This window comes from Nitrospira sp. CMX1 (assembly GCF_054902215.1).
Window position 1 is genome coordinate 45,648 of sequence record NZ_JBUBKD010000013.1, and the last position, 17,757, is coordinate 63,404.

Annotated in this window: 20 protein-coding genes, 3 tRNA genes and 1 other RNA gene; 10 read left to right on the forward strand and 14 right to left on the reverse strand. The window is 53.3% G+C overall.

Going from position 1 to position 17,757, the window contains the following annotated elements:
- Positions 1 to 78 precede the first annotated feature (78 nt).
- From ACYX34_RS04215 to ACYX34_RS04225, 3 genes are all read right to left on the reverse strand, one after another.
- Positions 79 to 822, reverse strand: a complete 744-nt coding sequence (locus ACYX34_RS04215) for a gamma-glutamyl-gamma-aminobutyrate hydrolase family protein (protein WP_462075310.1) — start codon at positions 820 to 822, stop codon at positions 79 to 81.
- Positions 822 to 1,214, reverse strand: coding sequence for a hypothetical protein (locus tag ACYX34_RS04220; protein WP_462075311.1), 393 nt, complete (start codon positions 1,212 to 1,214; stop codon positions 822 to 824). Before ACYX34_RS04220 ends, ACYX34_RS04215 begins: the two co-directional genes overlap by 1 nt.
- Positions 1,215 to 1,369: 155 nt before the next feature.
- Complete coding sequence (locus ACYX34_RS04225; RefSeq protein ID WP_462075312.1) at positions 1,370 to 1,816, reverse strand: hypothetical protein; 447 nt, start codon at positions 1,814 to 1,816, stop codon at positions 1,370 to 1,372.
- A gap of 78 nt (positions 1,817 to 1,894) precedes the next feature.
- Here ACYX34_RS04225 and ACYX34_RS04230 point away from each other — a divergent pair, with 78 nt between their 5' ends.
- Both ACYX34_RS04230 and tatA read left to right on the forward strand, forming a co-directional pair.
- Positions 1,895 to 3,097: a M24 family metallopeptidase gene (locus ACYX34_RS04230; RefSeq protein WP_462075313.1), complete on the forward strand. Its 1,203-nt coding sequence runs from the start codon at positions 1,895 to 1,897 to the stop codon at positions 3,095 to 3,097.
- A gap of 116 nt (positions 3,098 to 3,213) precedes the next feature.
- On the forward strand, positions 3,214 to 3,996 hold the full coding sequence (tatA, locus tag ACYX34_RS04235; protein ID WP_462075314.1) for a twin-arginine translocase TatA/TatE family subunit: 783 nt from the start codon (positions 3,214 to 3,216) through the stop codon (positions 3,994 to 3,996).
- 191 nt (positions 3,997 to 4,187) lie between these two features.
- Here tatA and ACYX34_RS04240 read toward each other — a convergent pair whose 3' ends face one another.
- The 6 genes from ACYX34_RS04240 to ACYX34_RS04265 all read right to left on the reverse strand — a co-directional run bounded on the left by ACYX34_RS04240 (position 4,188) and on the right by ACYX34_RS04265 (position 8,851).
- The gene (locus ACYX34_RS04240) at positions 4,188 to 4,628 is read right to left on the reverse strand and encodes a PilZ domain-containing protein (RefSeq protein ID WP_462075315.1); all 441 of its coding nucleotides are present in this window, start codon (positions 4,626 to 4,628) and stop codon (positions 4,188 to 4,190) included.
- 120 nt (positions 4,629 to 4,748) lie between these two features.
- Complete coding sequence (locus tag ACYX34_RS04245; protein ID WP_462075316.1) at positions 4,749 to 5,267, reverse strand: TIGR02266 family protein; 519 nt, start codon at positions 5,265 to 5,267, stop codon at positions 4,749 to 4,751.
- Between the two features lie 181 nt (positions 5,268 to 5,448).
- Positions 5,449 to 6,705 (reverse strand): ATP-dependent Clp protease ATP-binding subunit ClpX, encoded by a 1,257-nt coding sequence (gene clpX / locus ACYX34_RS04250; protein ID WP_462075317.1) that lies wholly within the window; start codon positions 6,703 to 6,705, stop codon positions 5,449 to 5,451.
- Between the two features lie 13 nt (positions 6,706 to 6,718).
- Positions 6,719 to 7,345, reverse strand: coding sequence for an ATP-dependent Clp endopeptidase proteolytic subunit ClpP (clpP, locus tag ACYX34_RS04255; protein WP_413933451.1), 627 nt, complete (start codon positions 7,343 to 7,345; stop codon positions 6,719 to 6,721).
- Between the two features lie 63 nt (positions 7,346 to 7,408).
- A complete protein-coding gene (tig, locus tag ACYX34_RS04260; protein WP_462075318.1) occupies positions 7,409 to 8,725 on the reverse strand; it encodes a trigger factor in 1,317 nt (438 codons plus the stop codon).
- 43 nt (positions 8,726 to 8,768) lie between these two features.
- Positions 8,769 to 8,851, reverse strand: a tRNA-Leu gene (locus ACYX34_RS04265).
- Positions 8,852 to 9,198: 347 nt separating this feature from the next.
- On the opposite strand from ACYX34_RS04265, the gene ACYX34_RS04270 reads away from it, so the two are divergent.
- The 6 genes from ACYX34_RS04270 (at position 9,199) to ACYX34_RS04295 (ending at position 12,798) form a co-directional block, all read left to right on the forward strand.
- Positions 9,199 to 9,288: transfer RNA gene (locus tag ACYX34_RS04270), tRNA-Ser, on the forward strand.
- Between the two features lie 110 nt (positions 9,289 to 9,398).
- Positions 9,399 to 9,498: signal recognition particle sRNA small type (gene ffs / locus ACYX34_RS04275), an RNA gene on the forward strand.
- A gap of 98 nt (positions 9,499 to 9,596) precedes the next feature.
- Positions 9,597 to 11,366 (forward strand): DNA polymerase III subunit gamma/tau, encoded by a 1,770-nt coding sequence (gene dnaX / locus ACYX34_RS04280; protein WP_462075319.1) that lies wholly within the window; start codon positions 9,597 to 9,599, stop codon positions 11,364 to 11,366.
- Positions 11,363 to 11,686, forward strand: coding sequence for a YbaB/EbfC family nucleoid-associated protein (locus ACYX34_RS04285; protein ID WP_462075320.1), 324 nt, complete (start codon positions 11,363 to 11,365; stop codon positions 11,684 to 11,686). Before dnaX ends, ACYX34_RS04285 begins: the two co-directional genes overlap by 4 nt.
- Positions 11,687 to 11,688: 2 nt before the next feature.
- Positions 11,689 to 12,291, forward strand: a complete 603-nt coding sequence (gene recR / locus ACYX34_RS04290) for a recombination mediator RecR (RefSeq protein WP_462075321.1) — start codon at positions 11,689 to 11,691, stop codon at positions 12,289 to 12,291.
- Positions 12,292 to 12,384: 93 nt separating this feature from the next.
- Entirely contained in the window at positions 12,385 to 12,798 is a 414-nt protein-coding gene (locus ACYX34_RS04295) for a TraR/DksA family transcriptional regulator (protein WP_462075322.1), read from the forward strand.
- Between the two features lie 77 nt (positions 12,799 to 12,875).
- Here the strand turns inward: ACYX34_RS04295 and ACYX34_RS04300 are convergent, their stop codons facing one another.
- From ACYX34_RS04300 to ACYX34_RS04310, 3 genes are all read right to left on the reverse strand, one after another.
- Entirely contained in the window at positions 12,876 to 14,024 is a 1,149-nt protein-coding gene (locus tag ACYX34_RS04300; RefSeq protein ID WP_462075323.1) for a tetratricopeptide repeat protein, read from the reverse strand.
- A gap of 124 nt (positions 14,025 to 14,148) precedes the next feature.
- Positions 14,149 to 14,475, reverse strand: coding sequence for a hypothetical protein (locus ACYX34_RS04305; protein WP_462075324.1), 327 nt, complete (start codon positions 14,473 to 14,475; stop codon positions 14,149 to 14,151).
- Positions 14,476 to 14,652: 177 nt separating this feature from the next.
- A tRNA-Val gene (locus tag ACYX34_RS04310) sits at positions 14,653 to 14,727 on the reverse strand.
- A 250-nt stretch (positions 14,728 to 14,977) separates the two neighbouring features.
- On the opposite strand from ACYX34_RS04310, the gene ACYX34_RS04315 reads away from it, so the two are divergent.
- Together ACYX34_RS04315 and ACYX34_RS04320 are read left to right on the forward strand one after the other, a co-directional pair.
- Positions 14,978 to 15,205 (forward strand): hypothetical protein, encoded by a 228-nt coding sequence (locus ACYX34_RS04315; protein WP_462075325.1) that lies wholly within the window; start codon positions 14,978 to 14,980, stop codon positions 15,203 to 15,205.
- On the forward strand, positions 15,202 to 15,540 hold the full coding sequence (locus ACYX34_RS04320) for a type II toxin-antitoxin system PemK/MazF family toxin (RefSeq protein ID WP_462075326.1): 339 nt from the start codon (positions 15,202 to 15,204) through the stop codon (positions 15,538 to 15,540). The genes ACYX34_RS04315 and ACYX34_RS04320 overlap by 4 nt, the downstream gene beginning before the upstream one ends.
- Before the next feature lie 181 nt (positions 15,541 to 15,721).
- Here ACYX34_RS04320 and ACYX34_RS04325 read toward each other — a convergent pair whose 3' ends face one another.
- Together ACYX34_RS04325 and ACYX34_RS04330 are read right to left on the reverse strand one after the other, a co-directional pair.
- Positions 15,722 to 15,940 (reverse strand): hypothetical protein, encoded by a 219-nt coding sequence (locus ACYX34_RS04325; protein WP_462075327.1) that lies wholly within the window; start codon positions 15,938 to 15,940, stop codon positions 15,722 to 15,724.
- Positions 15,941 to 16,210: 270 nt separating this feature from the next.
- Positions 16,211 to 17,569: an SUMF1/EgtB/PvdO family nonheme iron enzyme gene (locus ACYX34_RS04330; protein WP_462075328.1), complete on the reverse strand. Its 1,359-nt coding sequence runs from the start codon at positions 17,567 to 17,569 to the stop codon at positions 16,211 to 16,213.
- Positions 17,570 to 17,757 lie beyond the last annotated feature (188 nt).

Consider the following 17,757-nt stretch of genomic DNA (forward strand, 5'->3'; position numbering starts at 1 on the left):
CGCCCGTTTGAACCGCAAGAGCATACCGGAGGACTACCGACCAAGAATGGTTCGGCCTTTCTGAACCGTCCCGAAAGCTCATGCCCGGGTCCGCCGCGCGGCACGTAACAGAGCCTCAAAGAGCCGACGGTGAGCCATGTGTCGGTCGAATAGAAACTCAGGATGCCATTGAATGGCAAGTAGAAATCGATGGCTAGGGGACTCAATGGCCTCAACAATGCCATCGGGAGCCACCGCACTGGCTATGAGTGATGGAGCAACGGCTTTCACGGACTGATGATGGGAACTGTTCACCATCAGGGTTTCTTTTCCAACAATCTGCTTCAGGAGGCTCTTCGGTAACACGGTCACCGCATGTGAGACAGAGACCGCTTTCGTCTTTTGCCGATGATCCATCGCCTCTGGAACCTGGGCAGGGATATCCTGAAAGAGACTGCCTCCGCATGCCACGTTCACAGCCTGCATCCCTCCGCAAATCCCCAAAAGCGGAAGGTCCCGTCGCCTAGCCTGCCGCACCATTTCCAACTCGAAGCCCGCACGCCTCTCACTGACCAATGGAAATTTGTAGCGCTGCTTTTCTCCGTACAGACGCGGCGGAAGATCAGGGCCGCTGCCGGTAAGGAGAAGTCCATCAATGCCGTCAAGAAGTCGCCGTCGATCAGCTGCTGCAGCCACTAAGGGTAGGATTAAAGGAACGCCACCGAGCTCTTCGATGGCCCGAATGTACCGAGCTCTCAGGAAATAGGTGGGCTCAGCTCCCCCCATATCTTTCCTGTCACCGGCATTGAAGTCAGGGGTCACGCCGATGACAGGCTTCCTCATTACTGCACAGGTTCTGGTATTGGGGCAGGGGCGGGAGAGAGCCCCTCGTTTTCAGCTGCCACGCCTAGGAAACGAACTGGGCGATCGCCGCTGAGATGCTCGGGAGTAATGACATAGGTTCCATACACACTGGGCACCCAAATGTTCTTCGCCGTTGACTCACTAAATCCTGAAAAGACATAGGCCAAGCCACCGACAATTCCTCCACCGATGGCAAAGGCCGCTTTGAACGGGAAATACAAGATAGTGGCGGCGGCGGAAGCAGCACCCATACCGGCTCCCGAGGCCGTCCCCTGCAGAGAATCAGTTGATGTAGATTGGCTCCAAGCCGGTGCCACAAGCATTGCCCCGTATGTAACGACAACCAACACAATCACCATCGGAAGTCTCACGTGTGACCCCTCCTTTCTCTTCAACAGCTCAAACGGACGCCCTACAATCAGTCCAATCATACACGAATACTGTCATGCGTTATAACAAATTCGATGCTGAATGCAACCCCCTGTGTGGAGTCACATCAGAGATACAACAAAGGAAGAACGCATAGTCAGGGAGTGAGGCCCAGTTCATCCAAGATGTAGAAGATAAGATGCTCAGGGTGCTCACTGATCGCTTGATCCAATTCGACCATCAATCCCTCAGCGGGAATCCTCTGATTATTCTGGGCCAGTCCAGACAACAGCTGGAGATCCAATTTCTTCCGACACACGGCTTGGACAAAGATCTCACCGCTGCGTTCTTGATAGTCGGCCCGTTCTTGAGGCTCCATAGTCGCGAAAATCTTCGCGAGTCGATCAGTCAACTGAATCCTTCGCTCGATAGCTGAGAGGTGACTACTGCTGACCTCCACGGCAACCTGAATACCGGCCTTCCAACTCCGCTTCTTCACATTAAACAGACAGGCCAGCACATCCGGTTTTCCTTCAACCGGCTCCGGGCCAAAGAAGAAGCTCACTCGATAGACGGCGATATCGTGGGCAGGTGCGGTCATCATCGATCGCCATTGTACCATGATGCATGGAGGAACGGTCTGATTGACGCCCTTCCACCCCGACGATATGATGCAACTGTTATGAGCCAAACTGCCCATCACACACGAATCCGTGCGATTCAAGATGCGCTTCTTGATCAGGAGACCGTTGAGGGATGGCTGTTCTATGATTTTCGTGGTTCAGACCCCTTGGCCTATCGGGTGCTGCTCCTTGATTCCTCCCACCATGTCACTCGCCGTTGGTACTACTGGATCCCCAGGACCGGCGACCCGGTGAAACTCCTTCATCGGATCGAGCCGCATGTACTGGATGACTTGCCTGGCTACTCCCATCTCTATGTCTCGTGGGAACAGCAACGGACCGCCTTGGACTCCCTCTTACGAGATCGACGATGCATTGCCATGCAGTACTCGTCCCTCAATGCTGTTCCCTATCTTTCCAGAGTTGATGCCGGCACGATTGAGCTCATTCGAAGCTTTGGAGTGGATGTTGTGACCTCCGCCGATCTTGTCCAACAATTTGAGGCTGTCTGGACGGAGGAACAGCTGGAATCGCATCGGTATGCCGTCACTACCCTCAGACGCATTGTCGATGAGGCCTTCACCCATATAGCCTCATGCCTCACACATCAACGTCCTTTAACTGAGTATGCTCTGCAACAATTCATCCTCGCCCGTATTCACGATACCGGCATGACAACCTCCAGTGCGCCAATCGCGGCCGTCAATGCCCATAGTTCAGATCCCCACTACTCACCAAGTGACTCTGCCTCATCTCCGATTACACGGGACAGTCTCGTCTTGATCGATCTTTGGGCGAAACAAATAGCACCTGGCTCCGTCTATGGCGACATCACCTGGACTGGATATACAGAAAAACAGGTGCCGTCAAAGCATCGCCTGATTTTTGAGCATGTCCGAGCAGGACGCGATGCGGCCGTGTCGTTTGTCCAGACTCAGCTAGCTACAGGACGATTTCCCTGTGGGTGGGAAGTCGACGATGTCTGCCGGAACAAAATCCATGAAGCAGGATATGGCGACTTCTTCATTCATCGTACAGGCCATTCGATCGGCGAGGAGGTTCATGGCAACGGAGCCAACATTGACAACCTTGAAACGCATGATGGACGTCGGATCCTTCCCCACACCTGCTTTTCAATAGAGCCGGGAATCTATCTCCCTGGCGAGTTCGGCATTCGGAGCGAGCTCGATGTGTATGTAACTGACCAAGAAGCCATCGTGCATGGCCTGCCCCTTCAAACCGAAGTTGTTCCCCTTCTCTAATATAAGGAGGCCGTTCGTGGCTTGGCCTTTTCTTGACAGCCCATCAAAGAGGCAGCTAGAGTCTTTCGGTAACGTTTCGTTCTACGCTCAACGCGAGGTCATCTGTGTTTGGTACCATGGGGTTTTCTGAGCTCATCATCATTCTTGTGATCGTGTTCATCATATTTGGAGCCGGACGCTTACCGCAAATTGGCGAGGGGGTCGGCAAAGCGTTAAGAGGGTTCAAGAAGGAAGTGAACGATGTTCCCCAACCCGGTGCTGATCAGCCTCCTCAGGAAACCTCCCTCCAACAACCAGCTCAGATTGCCCCCACAAATCCAGTCGTTACGCCCACGGCAACTTCGCCGACACCAACCAAAGTGAATGCCCCCTATGCCCCTGGACCAGAGTTGACCCCTGGAACCACAGCCTCGTTTCTTTACAGTGCAAATACTCAAGCCTCTCCCACCTCGATCGCTCCTTCTCAGCCAGCCGGGTCGTCACAGACCAGTCAGGTCATTTCTATGGAAGAGCGGGCAGCGAATCCAGCTCCAATGTCTCGAGCGTCGTACCCACCTCTGCCAACAGGAGCTCAGACGAAACCTGCGACCAAACGTCCTTCCGCTATCGTCAATCAGGAGGCAGTTGCCCGGGTGCAGGCACAACAAGCCGCGCTCAAGACGAAGGCTTCACCCTCAACCGTGGGAGTATCGCCAAATGATCTACAGAGTTTTGGGGAGGGTCTGGGAGAGGTTGTACGAACATTCAGGCAGACCGTGACCGATATCCGAAGCAATGTCGACCCCCAGCTGCGGACCATCCAAGCTGAGGTAGATGCCGCCCAAAAAGAAATTCAGCAGTCCATCGAAGCAGCAAAAGAGCTTCCGCCAGGGGAAGACGGGTCCCCGAAACCGAGCTGAATCTAACACGTACTACTCGCCTGTTTTGAAACTCTGCTTTTGGGTAAAGCAATTGAATGCCAGACCAATCAGCTTGAAGCCGACACTGGCTTCTCCATTTGATTTCTTGAACCTGGAAAATTCTGTAGGAAGGATACAGCCGTCCGGAAGCAGTCAAGATCTGACTGTCCGGTACATATCACCACACGATTTCAGGAAGGGGATCGACTTCGATTTAATGCTTCGACAAGACTAACCAGATCTTCCTGTATCTTCTCCTCTAAATCCATGAACTGAATGCCCATGCCGGGAAAGAGAAGGTATCGTTCCGGCTTGTGGCGAGCCCAGGCAACTTTTGCCTTAGCTCTAATTTTCTCCGTTGGTCGATCTGGAAGTGCAAACTCAACCGTAAGCTCGGTACCAGGGCTTAGAGGGGCACCACTCTCAATAAAGAGCCCGCCCCCACCGATTCCTCCCGTCAGGCTATCGAATTGCTTTCCTTGTGGAGTAGTGTAACGTACCTTCAACGCGAGCGGGGCTCGTGGTTGTGCGCGGCAATGGGCAAACCGCGCATCCTCACTACTAGCCAATACTCGTTCGATAAGCGAGCCCCACGACACATTGCCAAGCAACTGACCTGATGTGTCATACACGTGTATTGTTTCTTGTTGAGCATCAACGAGTAACGACTTACCACGATGACCTGGAGTAGAAACAACGGCAAACTTCATATAGAGACGATGTTGCCCTTCTGGCTCTGCTTGTACAGGGCTTTAGGCAGCCTGGCTTGTCACCTGGGTTACTTTCACAACCTCATGAATTCGATCACGTACGCCCGCATCTACTTCTGTAAATCGCACCCCCATTCCTGGACTGAAGGTATATTGATCAGCTTTCGGGCATACCCACGCCACGGTCCCTTTGGCCGGAAGCCATTGGTCGGGCTTTTGAGGAAGTGAGAATTCCAGTGCCAATTTAGTTCCAACGGGGAGAGGGCTGTGGCTCTCAATAAATAGCCCACCGCCGCCGATGCCACCGGCGCGACTCTCGAATTGCTGACCTTCTGGTGTGTTGTAACGTACTAGAAATGTAAGGGAAATCCTAGGTTCTACCCGAACTTCTTTCTGAACTGCGCCCTTGCGATACGCTAGAACTTGATCGACCACAACGTCCCATGACAAGCTCCCAATGACATCCCCGTTTCCTCCCCACAATGTCACCATTTCCCGTTCCACATCCATTTGAAGCACTTTGCCTTTATGACGAAGGCTTGACAGGATAGAATACTTCACATGTTCTCCCTTCACTGGATCACACGTGGTAAGTATAGCGCGGTGTTTTTACTTGTCGAGGAAGGAGAGGGGCTTGGGATAGAAACCGGGATCGCACGAGTCAGCCGGAAAAGACCTCATTGAGCCCTAAGTATACGACCAGTCTTTTCCGGCTATATAAATATGCAAATTTATCAATGCCCTACGCGGTCTTTGCGTCTTGTTCCTGCTCAAAGATACGCATCGGCGGGTTCTTACCCACGATAGCATCTTCGGTAATTACCACTTCCATGATGTCTTTCTGAGAGGGGGCATCATACATCACGTCCAACATCACCTCCTCCAGAATTGCCCGGAGACCTCGGGCCCCAGTCCGTTGAGCATAGGCTTTTCGTGCAGCAGCCCCCAAGGCCCCTTCAGTAAATCGGAGCTTGACCTTCTCGAACGACAGCAACTTCTCATATTGCTTCGTGAGGGCATTGCGCGGCTCGGTCAGAATACGAATGAGAGCACGCTCATCCAACTCCTCCAAGGTAGCCACGACGGGAAGCCGGCCAACAAATTCTGGAATCAGGCCGTACTTCAGGAAGTCCTCAGGTTGGACTTTGGCCAGCAGGTCACCCAATCGCACGTCACACTTCCCACGGATTTCAGCGCCGAAACCCATGGACTTTCGATTCAGGCGCTGCTCGATGATCTGCTCTAAACCAACAAACGCTCCACCGCAGATGAACAAGATATTGCTCGTGTTTACTTGGATAAACTCCTGATGCGGGTGTTTTCTCCCGCCTTGTGGCGGAACATTCGCAATCGTGCCCTCGATCAGCTTCAGCAACGCCTGCTGCACACCTTCACCGGAGACGTCGCGAGTGATCGAAGGGCTGTCACTTTTTCGACTAATCTTATCGATCTCATCAATGTACACAATTCCACGTTCGGCCCGCTCCACGTCATAATCAGCGGCCTGTAAAAGTTTCAGAATGATGTTCTCGACGTCTTCCCCTACATAGCCAGCCTCAGTGAGGGTCGTGGCATCCGCAAGTGTAAATGGGACATCGAGATACTTGGCCAAGGTCTGGGCCAACAGGGTTTTCCCCGTTCCGGTTGGACCCACCATGAGAATGTTGCCTTTCTGAAGTTCAATGTCATCTACCCCTTTTTCCTTTGAAGAGATGCGCTTGTAATGGTTGTGCACAGCCACTGACAGAATGCGCTTAGCCCGCTCTTGCCCAATGACATACTGATCCAGATGATGTTTGATTTCAGCGGGCTTTTTCAGTTTCGACGAAATTTCTTCCTTCGCCTCTTCCCAATCCTCGGCAATAATGTCATTGCAGAGGTTGACACATTCATCACAGATATAGACCGTCGGCCCGGCAATCAGCTTCCGGACCTCATCACGGCTCTTGCCACAAAACGAACACCGCAAGTGTCGGTCCATCTTTTCCTGCTTGGCCATGTGCCCTCCTGTATTACTTGCCTTTTGCCCCGTCCCCAGACTCACCCACCTTCAGAAACTTGGGTGGTCGCGTAATGACCTCATCAATGAGGCCATATCGTTTTGCTTCTTCACCTGACATGAAATAATCGCGCTCGGTGTCATGAGCGATCTTCTCGATCGGTTGTCCCGTATGTTTCGCCATAATCTCGTTCAGCCGTTCACGAATCTTCAAGATTTCTCGAGCGTGAATATCGATCTCTGTCGCTTGCCCTTGGAAGCCACCAAGTGGTTGATGGATCATCACCCGAGCATTGGGTAACGCAAACCGCTTCCCTTTTGTTCCGGCGGTCAATAACAACGCTCCCATACTAGCGGCTTGACCGAGGCATATGGTGTTAATCGGAGGCTTCACGTATTGCATAGTATCGTAAATGCCTAGGCCAGCAGTTACGCTTCCACCCGGTGAATTTACATAGAGGTTGATGTCCTTCTCAGGATCCTCTGCCTCAAGAAACAATAGTTGTGCGATGACCAGATTGGCAAACACATCATCAATAGGGGCTCCGAGGAAAATGATACGGTCCTTGAGGAGACGAGAGTAGATGTCATAAGCGCGTTCGCCTCGATTAGTTTGCTCGACTACGATCGGAACCAACATGTCGTTCGCTTCCTTTCCTCAAAGAGTTTCGGCGCGAAACACACGGCATGATCGAACGCCGATCTATCCCTGAATGACTGCTTGACGATAGACAAGATCCAGCGCTTTGTCGGCCAAGATCCTCGCACGCAATTCCTCAATGGAATCTTGACCGCCTGCCTGGATCATTTTCACAAGATCGGCCAGCGGCACACGAAGTTCCTTGGCCAATCGAGCGACCTCGTTGTTTAGATCCTCCTGACTCACGGACAAGCTCTCCTTCTCAGCGATGGCTTCGAGGATCAGTCCCGCTTTGACACGGCGATGTGCTTCTTCACGGTGTGTTTCGCGGATCGTCTTCACTTCCTCCGCATGCGGTGTGGGAAGGGCGTCAGTGACTTTACCACGCTGTTGTGTTTGTAGTTGCTGCCGTACGATCGTGGTTAACTCTCGTTCAACGAGTGTGTCGGGGAGATCAAAATGATGGGTCTCAATGAGGCGTTTGAGAAGAGTGTCCTTGTAGGATTCCTCGATATCTTTCTTGAGCGCCTTTTCCATTTCACCACGTAACTTTTCTCGTAAGTCATGGAGCGAAGCATATGGTCCACAATCTTTCGCGAACTCATCATCAAGGGCTGGAAGCGTCTTACGTTTGACTCCTTTGATGGCTAAGCGAAATTGAACCACCTTTCCCGCGACTCGGTGATCCGGATGGCTTACAGGGTAGGTTTGAGGGATGTCCACTACATCCCCTTCTTGTCTCCCAACAAGGTGAGCATCTATTTCAATCCCCAGCAAGGCGGCCTTCGAGCCCACACGATGCAGTTGGCCTTCTTTCTTCGTCCCTTCAAGAGCCACACCGTCCAGGAATCCTTCCAGATCAACGATGGCATAATCTCCATCGGCCAAAGCTGTACCAGTTGGGGCGGCATCCAAGCGGGCCTGTTGTTCTCTGAATACCTCGAGCGCGCGGTCCACTTGTTCTTCGGCAACTGTACGCTTATCGGCTTGCAGAGACATAGGACTCGGGGCCTTATAGTCACGAAGCTCGATAGTGGGTTTGATTTCGACCGTCGCCGTAAACGTAAACGGGGAATCTTTTCTGATCTTGACGCGATCTAGGGAAGGTATCTCTACCACAACCGGATGGATCCCAGCTTCTTTGATCGCCCGATCATAAAAGTCTGGAACCAGTTTTCGAATGACATCTTCTTCAACCGTCTTGGCATACCGCTTTTCTAAGATTGCCAATGGAGCTTTCCCCGGCCGAAACCCGGGCACATGTACCTGACGGTTCAGTTCCACATATGCTCGCGAAAATTGCTGAGTGACCTCTGCAGCTGGCACCTCTATTTTCAAAGCACGTTTCATCGGCCCTAACTCAGTGACTTCCATCTTCATCGTCAAAATCTGGCTCCAATCCAAGAAGGAGATTCGGAATGAGTGGTGCGAGAGGGGGGACTTGAACCCCCACGGTTACCCACGAGATCCTAAGTCTCGCGCGTCTGCCAGTTCCGCCACTCTCGCCCAGTGGAGGACGCCGCGGAGCTGTTTCTGTTTAGTAACCAAGACAGCCTAAACACGCGATGTTGTATAGCGTTGTACCGTCGGACCCATGCAAGTGTCAACCCATACGACCGAGGGTATTCCATACCTAGTATGAATGGCCCGATTCGGTAATTATGATACCCTATCAATTATCTTCCCCTTATCTAGGGTGCACTCAATCGCGCGTTGCATATTCATCTATACTAATGGCGCGTCCCCACCGAATGACCCTCCGACTAAGAAGGTCGTTGCCTAACGGCACCTTCGTTTGCCTTGCTGCTGCTGGATACGCATGCTAAGATGCTCCCCTTTGCACTTCTCGATGCGGAGAGGTGCGAGAGTGGACGAATCGACATGCTTGGAAAGCATGCGTCTCGGCAACGGGACCGTGGGTTCGAATCCCACCCTCTCCGCCATACAACACCTCGTGTGTACTGACCGCTCCTTACCGTGTTAGGCCATCAGTGAGCGACCGGGCACACCTCGAGCGTGGGATGTTTTAGTGGATTCAGATTTGAGAAACAGGGGCTGGGCCCTGTGCAATAGAACCCTGTGAACCCCGCTAGGTCCGGAAGGAAGCAACGGTAAGCAGTCAGTTCTGTGTGCCGCAGGATCACCTGGCCCCACTTCTTCTGTATGTGTCAGAGCAAGTCCTCTAGGTTTCTTGGGATTCACAGTGCTTACAGTATAGTCAGATCACTTGTAGTAGGAGCATAAGTATCAGGTGGATTACCAGGTCTCCGCGCGAAAATATAGACCCGGCACATTTGACGATGTGATCGGACAGCCGCATGTTGTTCAGACGCTCATGAACGCGGTCTCCACCAAGCGGGTGGCGCATGCCTACCTATTTTCCGGTACACGAGGCGTCGGGAAAACGACTGTGGCCCGAATCTTTGCGAAAGCCCTTAATTGTGGGCAAGGGCCCACCAGTCACCCCTGCGACATCTGTGATAACTGCCGTGAAATCGCGTTAGGAAGTTCGGTGGATGTCATCGAGATCGACGGCGCGTCCAACACCAGCGTGGACGATGTGCGAGAGATCCGCGAGAACGTGAAGTTCGCCCCGTTTCGTGGCCAGTTTCGGGTCTATATTATCGATGAAGTTCATATGCTCTCCAATTCCGCCTTCAATGCCCTGTTGAAGACACTCGAAGAGCCCCCGGCTCACGCGGTGTTCATTTTTGCAACAACAGAGATCCACAAAATTCCCGTGACCATTCTCTCCCGATGCCAACACTACAACTTCCGCCGCATTGCCAGATCCGAAATCGTTCAACGACTTCGACACGTCGCAGCCCAAGACCAGTTGACACTGGAAGAACGAAGCTTCATGGCCCTGGCCAGAGCCAGCGAAGGGAGTATGCGCGATGCCCTGAGCTTGCTCGATCAAGCAATTGCATACAGCGGAAAGGCCATCAGTCACGTGGATCTCGAACTGCTATTGGGAGCCGTCCCGCAAGAGCTGGTACAGAGCCTCATGAGAGCCATTCTGACTCAAGACAGCCCTGCAGCTCTTGCCAGCTTGGCCAGCCTGCTCGATAGAGGACATGACTTGCGGGCCTTCTGTGCAGACGTCGTGGAACACATTCGCAACCTGCTCGTGGCAGCAGTCGTTCCCACCACGACCGAACTCAGGAGTTTGATCGAAACTTCGGAAGAAGATCTCACTCAGCTTTCGTCGGATGCCAAGACGGTGACGCCGGAACAACTCCAGGAACTACTGGCCATCTTCATTCAGGCAGAGGATTCATTAAGACTTAGCACTCACCCCCGCTTTGTGATGGAGACAGCTGCAGTGCGAGCTACCCGACTGCTGCGCACGCGCCCGACTGATTCGCTTGCTCCACAACAGACCTCCCCGTCATTGAGTCCTAAACCGTTGAGTGAATCAGAAAGACCCAAAAGCACACTGGCCACTTCACCGACCCGGAAGCCGACCAGCCAGCCTCCTCCTGTGTTTAAGGAAGGAAAGATTGAGCAACCGGGCCCCTCCCCTGATCCTTCCCCGAAACCGATCATCGATTCAGCAGCTGCCACCCGAGCCACCGTGTCCGCTCCGGTTTCTTCTCAACTACCAACCTTGCAATGGGAATTAGTCCAAGAAGAGATTGCTGCATCGTTTCCAAACATTGCCCCGTTCCTCGAGGCCGGTCGGTTAGTTGGATTAGAAGGCGACGTTGTCACAATCGGTTTTGCCAAGCAGGCTACAGTGGCCAGGGCTCGCCTTGAAAAAGAAGAGAATACCAGGGTGATCTCACAGTTATGTGAGCGGCAACTGGGACAACCCATCCGTGTCCGCATCATCGAGTTGACGGAGACGCACCCCCAAGGGCCGACGATGGCCCAAGCACGGGCAGCCAAGGAACAAGAACATCGAGCGGCATTGTTTGAACAGGCAAAAACGAATCCGACCGTGAAGCAAGCGCTCGAGATATTCGGCGTAGAGTTAGCAGAGGTCCGTACCATCGCCCAACAGGAGGCAAGCGAATGAAGAATCCCTTCGGCAATATGAACAACATCCTCAAACAAGCTCAAGCCATGCAAGAGCAGATGGCCAAAATCCAAGAGCAGGCGGCGTCCAAAACCACCAGTGGAACCGCCGGTGGTGGGATCGTCACCGTCACAGCAAATGGGGCCATGCAGGTTGTCAGCGTGGCAATCGACCCGGAGGTCGTCAAGAGCGGCGATGTCGACATGCTCCAGGATCTGGTCGTGGCCGCCACGAACGAGGCCCTGCGCAAAGCCAAAGAATTGATGGAAGGCGAGATGAAAGCATTGACGGGTGGGATGAAGATCCCAGGTCTGTTCTAGCGATGGCCGTCGATCAGCAGGGCCTCTTAGCACGACTCATCAAAGAACTGGTTCGCCTCCCAGGGATCGGGCACAAGAGCGCGCAACGACTGGCCTTTCATCTCATGAAGATGGAGCGGGAGGATGCCTTACGACTCGCCGATGCCATCCGAGCGGTCAAAGATGGGTTGGCGTTTTGTAGCCAATGCCGAAATATCGCGGAGGGGGAGTTGTGCGAGTTTTGCCGTGACCCGAAACGCGATCGCAGCAAGATTTTCGTGGTGGAGGAACCCAGTACCCTCTATGCCGTGGAACGGGCAGGGGCCTATCGTGGACTCTATCATGTCTTATTAGGTGCGCTCTCTCCGCTGGATGGTGTTGGCCCCGGAGACATCAGAGCCGAAGAACTCATCGATCGGGTCAAGCTTGGTGGGATCGAAGAGGTCATCCTGGCAACGAACCCTACCATTGAAGGAGAGGCCACAGCGATTTATCTCACCCGAATGCTCAAGCCGTTCGGCGTCCGCGTATCCCGTATCGCCTATGGCATTCCGGTGGGCATGGATATTGAGTACGCAGACGAAGTAACCTTGCTGAAATCAATCGAAGGGCGCCGAGACTTATAGCCATTGGATACCTAACCAACGCGCGTTGACCCCTTCTCATCGAGGTTGCTATAGTTTCTGCATTCATCAATCATCCCACAGCGAGTCCTTGTCATGAAAACACCTCCTTCCAAGAAACAGCCTGCTTCGGCCGCGAATCGAGAGACTGCATCCGCAAGCCCAAAGTACTCCGACATCCGTCAGGACCTTGAGCGCCAACGAGCCGCGATCCTCAGTGAGACGGGTGAGGTGCTGACACACCGCGAGAACCCTGAAGCATTTCCTGATGTCAGCGATCAAGCCTCTGCCGAGGTCGATCAGGGTTTCTCCATGCGCATTCTCGACCGGGAACGGAAGCTCTTGAAGAAGATCGACGAGGCGCTCGAGCGGATGACGACCGAGACCTATGGGATTTGCGAAGGGTGCGGTGGAGAGATTCCGTACAAGCGGCTCAAAGCCCGCCCGGTCACTACCTTTTGCATTGAGTGCAAGACTCTTCAGGAACAGGAAGAGCAAGCTCGAAGCTGAGCTCGGTGTATTCGCACTCCTCGGAGCAAACGACCAAGCCCTCCGACTTATCAAACCGCTTTCCAGCGGAAGCAACCCTAACGCTTCAAAACCTTGATCCGTTCTTTCGCATGCACGATCCGGTCGGCTTCCTCCGGAATGCCTTCGACAATCGCGACATAGGTTTCATATTCCGAAAGCGCACGTTTGGGATTTGTCGCCTCAGAAGCCTCTGCCAAGTTGTAGCGGGCCAGTGCATAATTGGGGCGCAGAACGATCGCTCGCTCGAACGAACTCAAACCGGCAACCTTGTCGCCAAGTTTGATCTGAGCCGTGCCCAGGTTATTCAGCACCTCCGGAACATTCGGCCTGAGCGCGAGTGACTGGAGCAACTCGGATTTCGCCTGTTCCACATGGCCCTTGACCAACAAGGCCACGCCGAGTTTATGCCGTGCTTCGGCCAGCCATACCTTGTTCGTGAACCCACTCCCAATGGCTCGCTGGTAGGCATCCACGGCAATGTCATAATTTTTCTCACCGCAATAGGCTAGCTGTGCCGTCTGGCCACGGGCGAATTGCTGTAACGAGGGGAACGGTTCCTTATCCTCGGTTCCCTGGCTTTCCATAGTCTGGCCTCCCGTACCCCCAGTCGGATGACGAAGTCGATCAAGAAATTCGCGTCGATAGGGAGAAAAGAGTCGAACATAGGGGTCGATGGTGAAGGAGGCCTGGAGCAGAATCGTATGGTCGCGTAACCCGGTCACGAGATATTGCGTGGTGCTTTTCTCATCGCCGGTTTCCAGAAGCGAGCTGCTCTCCATGTTCGTTTTCATTTCCAACTGAGCCACATTCAAATAGAATTCAAGGGAGGGCTTCAGTCGTGACAGCGTATCACGCAGGATAGGATAGGGGCCCAAGTCAAGCCCTCTAGGAAACGTAAAGAGCGCCCCAACCAACACACCATCCTCATCGAAAAAATAGGACTCATCGCCGTGCGAGGCACTGCGTTCCCCAGCAATGGTGAGTTCCTGACCACTCCCCCAGGTTTGCGGTGGCTGCGTCGCGGAGGGATGCTTGTTCAAGAAGTCGGCCTTTCGCTCACAGAGGGCCGTCGAGGCCAAGAGTACAAGATCGCTCTTGGAAGGAGGGAGCGGAGGCCGCACAGGCGCATCTGATCCTCCGCATCCCAGGGTGAACCCCACTGGCACAAGCAGGCCAACCAAGAACCAGTATCGGATCGCACTCATGAAGGGACGCATTGAGCGGAACCATACCACGATTGGGGCGGATTCGGACGAGGCGGAAACAAAAAGCCCGCTCTTCAAATGAAGAGCGGGCTTCAGCCGTACGCGATCAGATGACTCGATCTACCTACTGGCGTTGAGCATCCAGCATACTATCTTCAGCCGTATACCCGTGGAGATAGGGAGAGCTAGCACCAACCCGATAGATCGGACGATTGACCGCGTAATCAAAGGCATGCCCAATCGGATGCGCAATGAAGCCCAACCACCGAAGCGGATGGTCATTGACGGCCGATCCCGCAGCAGGGGAGGAGTAGACTAAGGCGGTGCTGTCCAAGATGTTATAAATACTCGTCGGGGGCGTATATTCCCGATCATTCATCCCGGCACTCTGTTGGTGTGTCGTGCTGCAACCGGTTGCCATCAACAGCAGCGTTAGGACTCCGATACCCATCACAGTTCCTCTCATAGCATAACCTCGCTTGTTTCGACGTCTAGTACTGGAATCTCGAATCAGACACGCCACAAAAGACAAACTGAAGTCTAGCCGACAACCCCGTTTCTGTCCAGGAATCGAGGGGTTTGCCAAGCAGAAGCCCGTTAGGGGAGTAAGGATGGATTGGAAGGAGCATGGTGGGCGATACAGGTATCGAACCTGTGGCCTCTTCCGTGTGAAGGAAGCGCTCTACCACTGAGCTAATCGCCCAACCTGACAAACGAGCCGAAAAGAGGGGAAACTCTAGCACTGTGCCTTGGGAGCAGTCAACGCGGGGGGACTCCCTTTTGAGTGATCAACCAACTCATTGAATTTCTCATTCCGCAAGAGTTCATCTGTTCGCCCTGAGCCTCTCGATAAACTCAGGGCAGGCTCGTTGAAGGGTAACGGAAGGTCGCCACCTTGCCAGAACAATCAATGCTGTATACAATACAGCATTCGCATTTTCATGGAGGAGCCAATGGCAGTAAGATTAAATATCACGATGGAGGAAGACATTTACGCGAGACTGAAGCAGGAAGTGCCGCCGAAGAAGATCAGCGCATTCATTTCCTCCGCAGTGCGAGCGAAACTTCATCCAGACAGGAAATCCCTTGATGAAGCCTATCGGGCCGCCCGAAAGGAACGTTGGCGGAGGGAACTAGAGAATGACTGGGAGACCACAGAGGGTGAAGGGTGGCCTAAGTGAAAAAGCTACCCCGTCGAGGGGACGTCTATTGGGTGGCATTAGATCCCGCGACCGGATCCGAAATCAAGAAGACCAGACCTGCCGTGATCGTGTCAAACAACTCGTGTAATACCTTCGGCTCTCGCGTAGTGGTGCTGCCGCTCACCAGCAACGTCGAGTCGTTGTATCCAGGAGAAGCCGAGGTCGTCGTCAACGGCAAGCCAGCTCGGGTCTTGGGTGACCAAATCCGATCATTGGACAAATCACGATTACGATCAAGAATCGACAGGTTGAGCCACGACGAGTTGATGGCGGTCGACGAGGCGATCCGTATCACGCTCGCCTTACAGCCTTAGGCCATCGAAATATTTTCTCAGAACCTGAAACGCCTGATCGCTAGTTCTTTCACAAATACGTCAGCCGCTCTATGCCACAGACCAATTAGCTGGCCCGCTATTGAAAGAGGCACATCGAAAATCGCGATCGGCCACAATGCACGATAGAAGATCCAATCACACGGACCACGCGGTTGATTACTCAGACATCCTGCCGACGGACGCCAAGTTTTGAGAAAAGGCGCAAGTCATGCTTCCACCCGTCAAAACCCTTTTGTCCCTCCGGTTGGACGAAGATGTCGTGGGTTGGGTTAAGCGGTAAGCCCACATTATTCAGACAGTTCGTTGCGAAATTGCTTAGCCGCGTCGTGAGACCGGCGCGCGGAGTCAGGAGGATCTGAGGCGTACTCGTGCAGTACATCGAGGATTCGAGGGGCGAGCCCGCTGGCCGCAGGTTCGTCGGAACAGCGGATCGGCAATTGCAGCAGAAGCGTTCATGAATAATGCGGGCTAGGAGCCGGGTATCAAACCAAGATCAACGCCGTGCTGCGATCCTATGTGCAGGCACATTCGGCCAAGAGGAAGGCGGAAACCAGTCGCAAGCAGCCTGGGCATACAAGGACTGACGCAATGTGACCGAGAGAATAACGCTGAAGACATGTGAAGAAGCAAAGGGTCAAAAGATAAAGGGTTAGGGAATGTCCTGGGCAAGACGGAAGCCAAGGTTGTCGCTCCGGTCGACGGTCGAGTACCCGTACCGGTATGGCGCACGGACTAACTTCGGTGAGTCGCTCCAGGAACCGCCACGAGCCACGCGCTCGCTCTTGCTTTTGTCATACCAACTCTCACACCACTCCTCCACATTTCCCGCCATGTCGTAACAGCCATAAGGACTGACCCCACTGGGGTAATTGTTGACCGGTGTCGTAGACCCACCACCAAATGAGGCTGTGACTGAAGAAAAGAATCCACGGACACAGTTACATTTATGTCTGTCGAACTCCTTGCCCCAAGGATAGTTACGCCCATCCTCACCTCGCGCCGCTTTCTCCCACTCCCGCTCGGTTGGAAGGCGCTTGCCAACCCATGTAGCATAGGCCTCGGCTTCGTAATAGCTGACAAGAACGACAGGATGATGCTGTTTCCTCGACGATTCGATGGCCTTCCAATCCCAATTCTCTGGGGCAGTGATTTTGTCCTTGGCCTTCCACTTCCACCCTTCTTTTGACCAGTACTTCCGATTTTTGTAACCTCCCGCCGAGATGAATGCTTTGTACTTCTCATTCGTTACCGGATACTTGTCGATCCAATAGTCATAGTCAATCATCACCTTACGAGTTCTCTCATCACCATACAAAAATAGCCCTTTGGGGACTTTCACCATATCCACTGGAGCGTTGCATGACGGTTGCTCAGGCGCCACAATGCTTCTTTGAATACGATTCCGTTGTGATATAGGGGTTAGTTCTTTGGGCTGTTCCAACCGGCGTGAGATCTTTTTTCCTATCAGGACCGATGGACCATTTTCTGCTTCCTCACCAACCACCAGCACTACCTTGTTTCGAATCTTCTGAGTCTTTTGCTGACCCTGAATCACTCCCTTCAGATGCTCAATTAACCGATCCATATCGCGATGAAAGTCGGGGTCAGAGCGAACGGCAATGCCATTTCTGTCCAACAGTTCTTGCAGGCTTCTTGGCATCCGTTCTGGATCAGGGATCGTGGCCCCTCGAACCAGCACTGGAATCAAAGGGATTTGCCGCTTCAATGCGGACTCGACTTCAATCCGCACGAGATCGCGTGGGTCATCCAATCTAGATTTTCCCTCACCGGCTTTGATTCCCATCCAGTCTGGGCCGATGATCGCCAGAAACACATCACACTTGGCCACCTGTTCATCCAAATGCTTCCAAAAGTTGATGCCCAAGGGAATGGAATCCACATCCTTGAACACAGCGGTTCGCCCAAACTGCTGGACCAGCCGATCATAGATGCGCCCGGTGGCGTCTGCACTGTCCTCTCGGCGATAGGAGATCAGGATCTTACTCATGGTCGAGTCACTCGTACTGACAACAGGCTCCTTGAGGCACCGGTCCACTTCACCGGCGCATTCTACCCGGTCGTCTGACAAAGGCAAGAAGCCTAGCGGATCCCCAGATTCCGTTCATGGTTCGACAGGCTCACCACGAACGGCCCTCTGGAACACAACACATATTCACAGTCGTTTGCCTTGACTTC

Bases quoted from the DNA above. Each gene is read 5' to 3' on its own strand.
- ACYX34_RS04285 (WP_462075320.1), top strand. From the start codon at position 11,363: ATGAAGAATCCCTTCGGCAATATGAACAACATCCTCAAACAAGCTCAA.
- ACYX34_RS04330 (WP_462075328.1), bottom strand. From the start codon at position 17,569: ATGAGTAAGATCCTGATCTCCTATCGCCGAGAGGACAGTGCAGACGCC.
- clpP (WP_413933451.1), bottom strand. From the start codon at position 7,345: ATGTTGGTTCCGATCGTAGTCGAGCAAACTAATCGAGGCGAACGCGCT.
- tig (WP_462075318.1), bottom strand. From the start codon at position 8,725: ATGAAGATGGAAGTCACTGAGTTAGGGCCGATGAAACGTGCTTTGAAA.
- ACYX34_RS04300 (WP_462075323.1), bottom strand. From the start codon at position 14,024: ATGAGTGCGATCCGATACTGGTTCTTGGTTGGCCTGCTTGTGCCAGTG.
- ACYX34_RS04225 (WP_462075312.1), bottom strand. From the start codon at position 1,816: ATGATGACCGCACCTGCCCACGATATCGCCGTCTATCGAGTGAGCTTC.
- recR (WP_462075321.1), top strand. From the start codon at position 11,689: ATGGCCGTCGATCAGCAGGGCCTCTTAGCACGACTCATCAAAGAACTG.
- ACYX34_RS04230 (WP_462075313.1), top strand. From the start codon at position 1,895: ATGAGCCAAACTGCCCATCACACACGAATCCGTGCGATTCAAGATGCG.
- ACYX34_RS04295 (WP_462075322.1), top strand. From the start codon at position 12,385: ATGAAAACACCTCCTTCCAAGAAACAGCCTGCTTCGGCCGCGAATCGA.
- ACYX34_RS04315 (WP_462075325.1), top strand. From the start codon at position 14,978: ATGGCAGTAAGATTAAATATCACGATGGAGGAAGACATTTACGCGAGA.
- clpX (WP_462075317.1), bottom strand. From the start codon at position 6,705: ATGGCCAAGCAGGAAAAGATGGACCGACACTTGCGGTGTTCGTTTTGT.
- ACYX34_RS04305 (WP_462075324.1), bottom strand. From the start codon at position 14,475: ATGGGTATCGGAGTCCTAACGCTGCTGTTGATGGCAACCGGTTGCAGC.
- tatA (WP_462075314.1), top strand. From the start codon at position 3,214: ATGGGGTTTTCTGAGCTCATCATCATTCTTGTGATCGTGTTCATCATA.
- ACYX34_RS04325 (WP_462075327.1), bottom strand. From the start codon at position 15,940: ATGTACTGCACGAGTACGCCTCAGATCCTCCTGACTCCGCGCGCCGGT.
- ACYX34_RS04215 (WP_462075310.1), bottom strand. From the start codon at position 822: ATGAGGAAGCCTGTCATCGGCGTGACCCCTGACTTCAATGCCGGTGAC.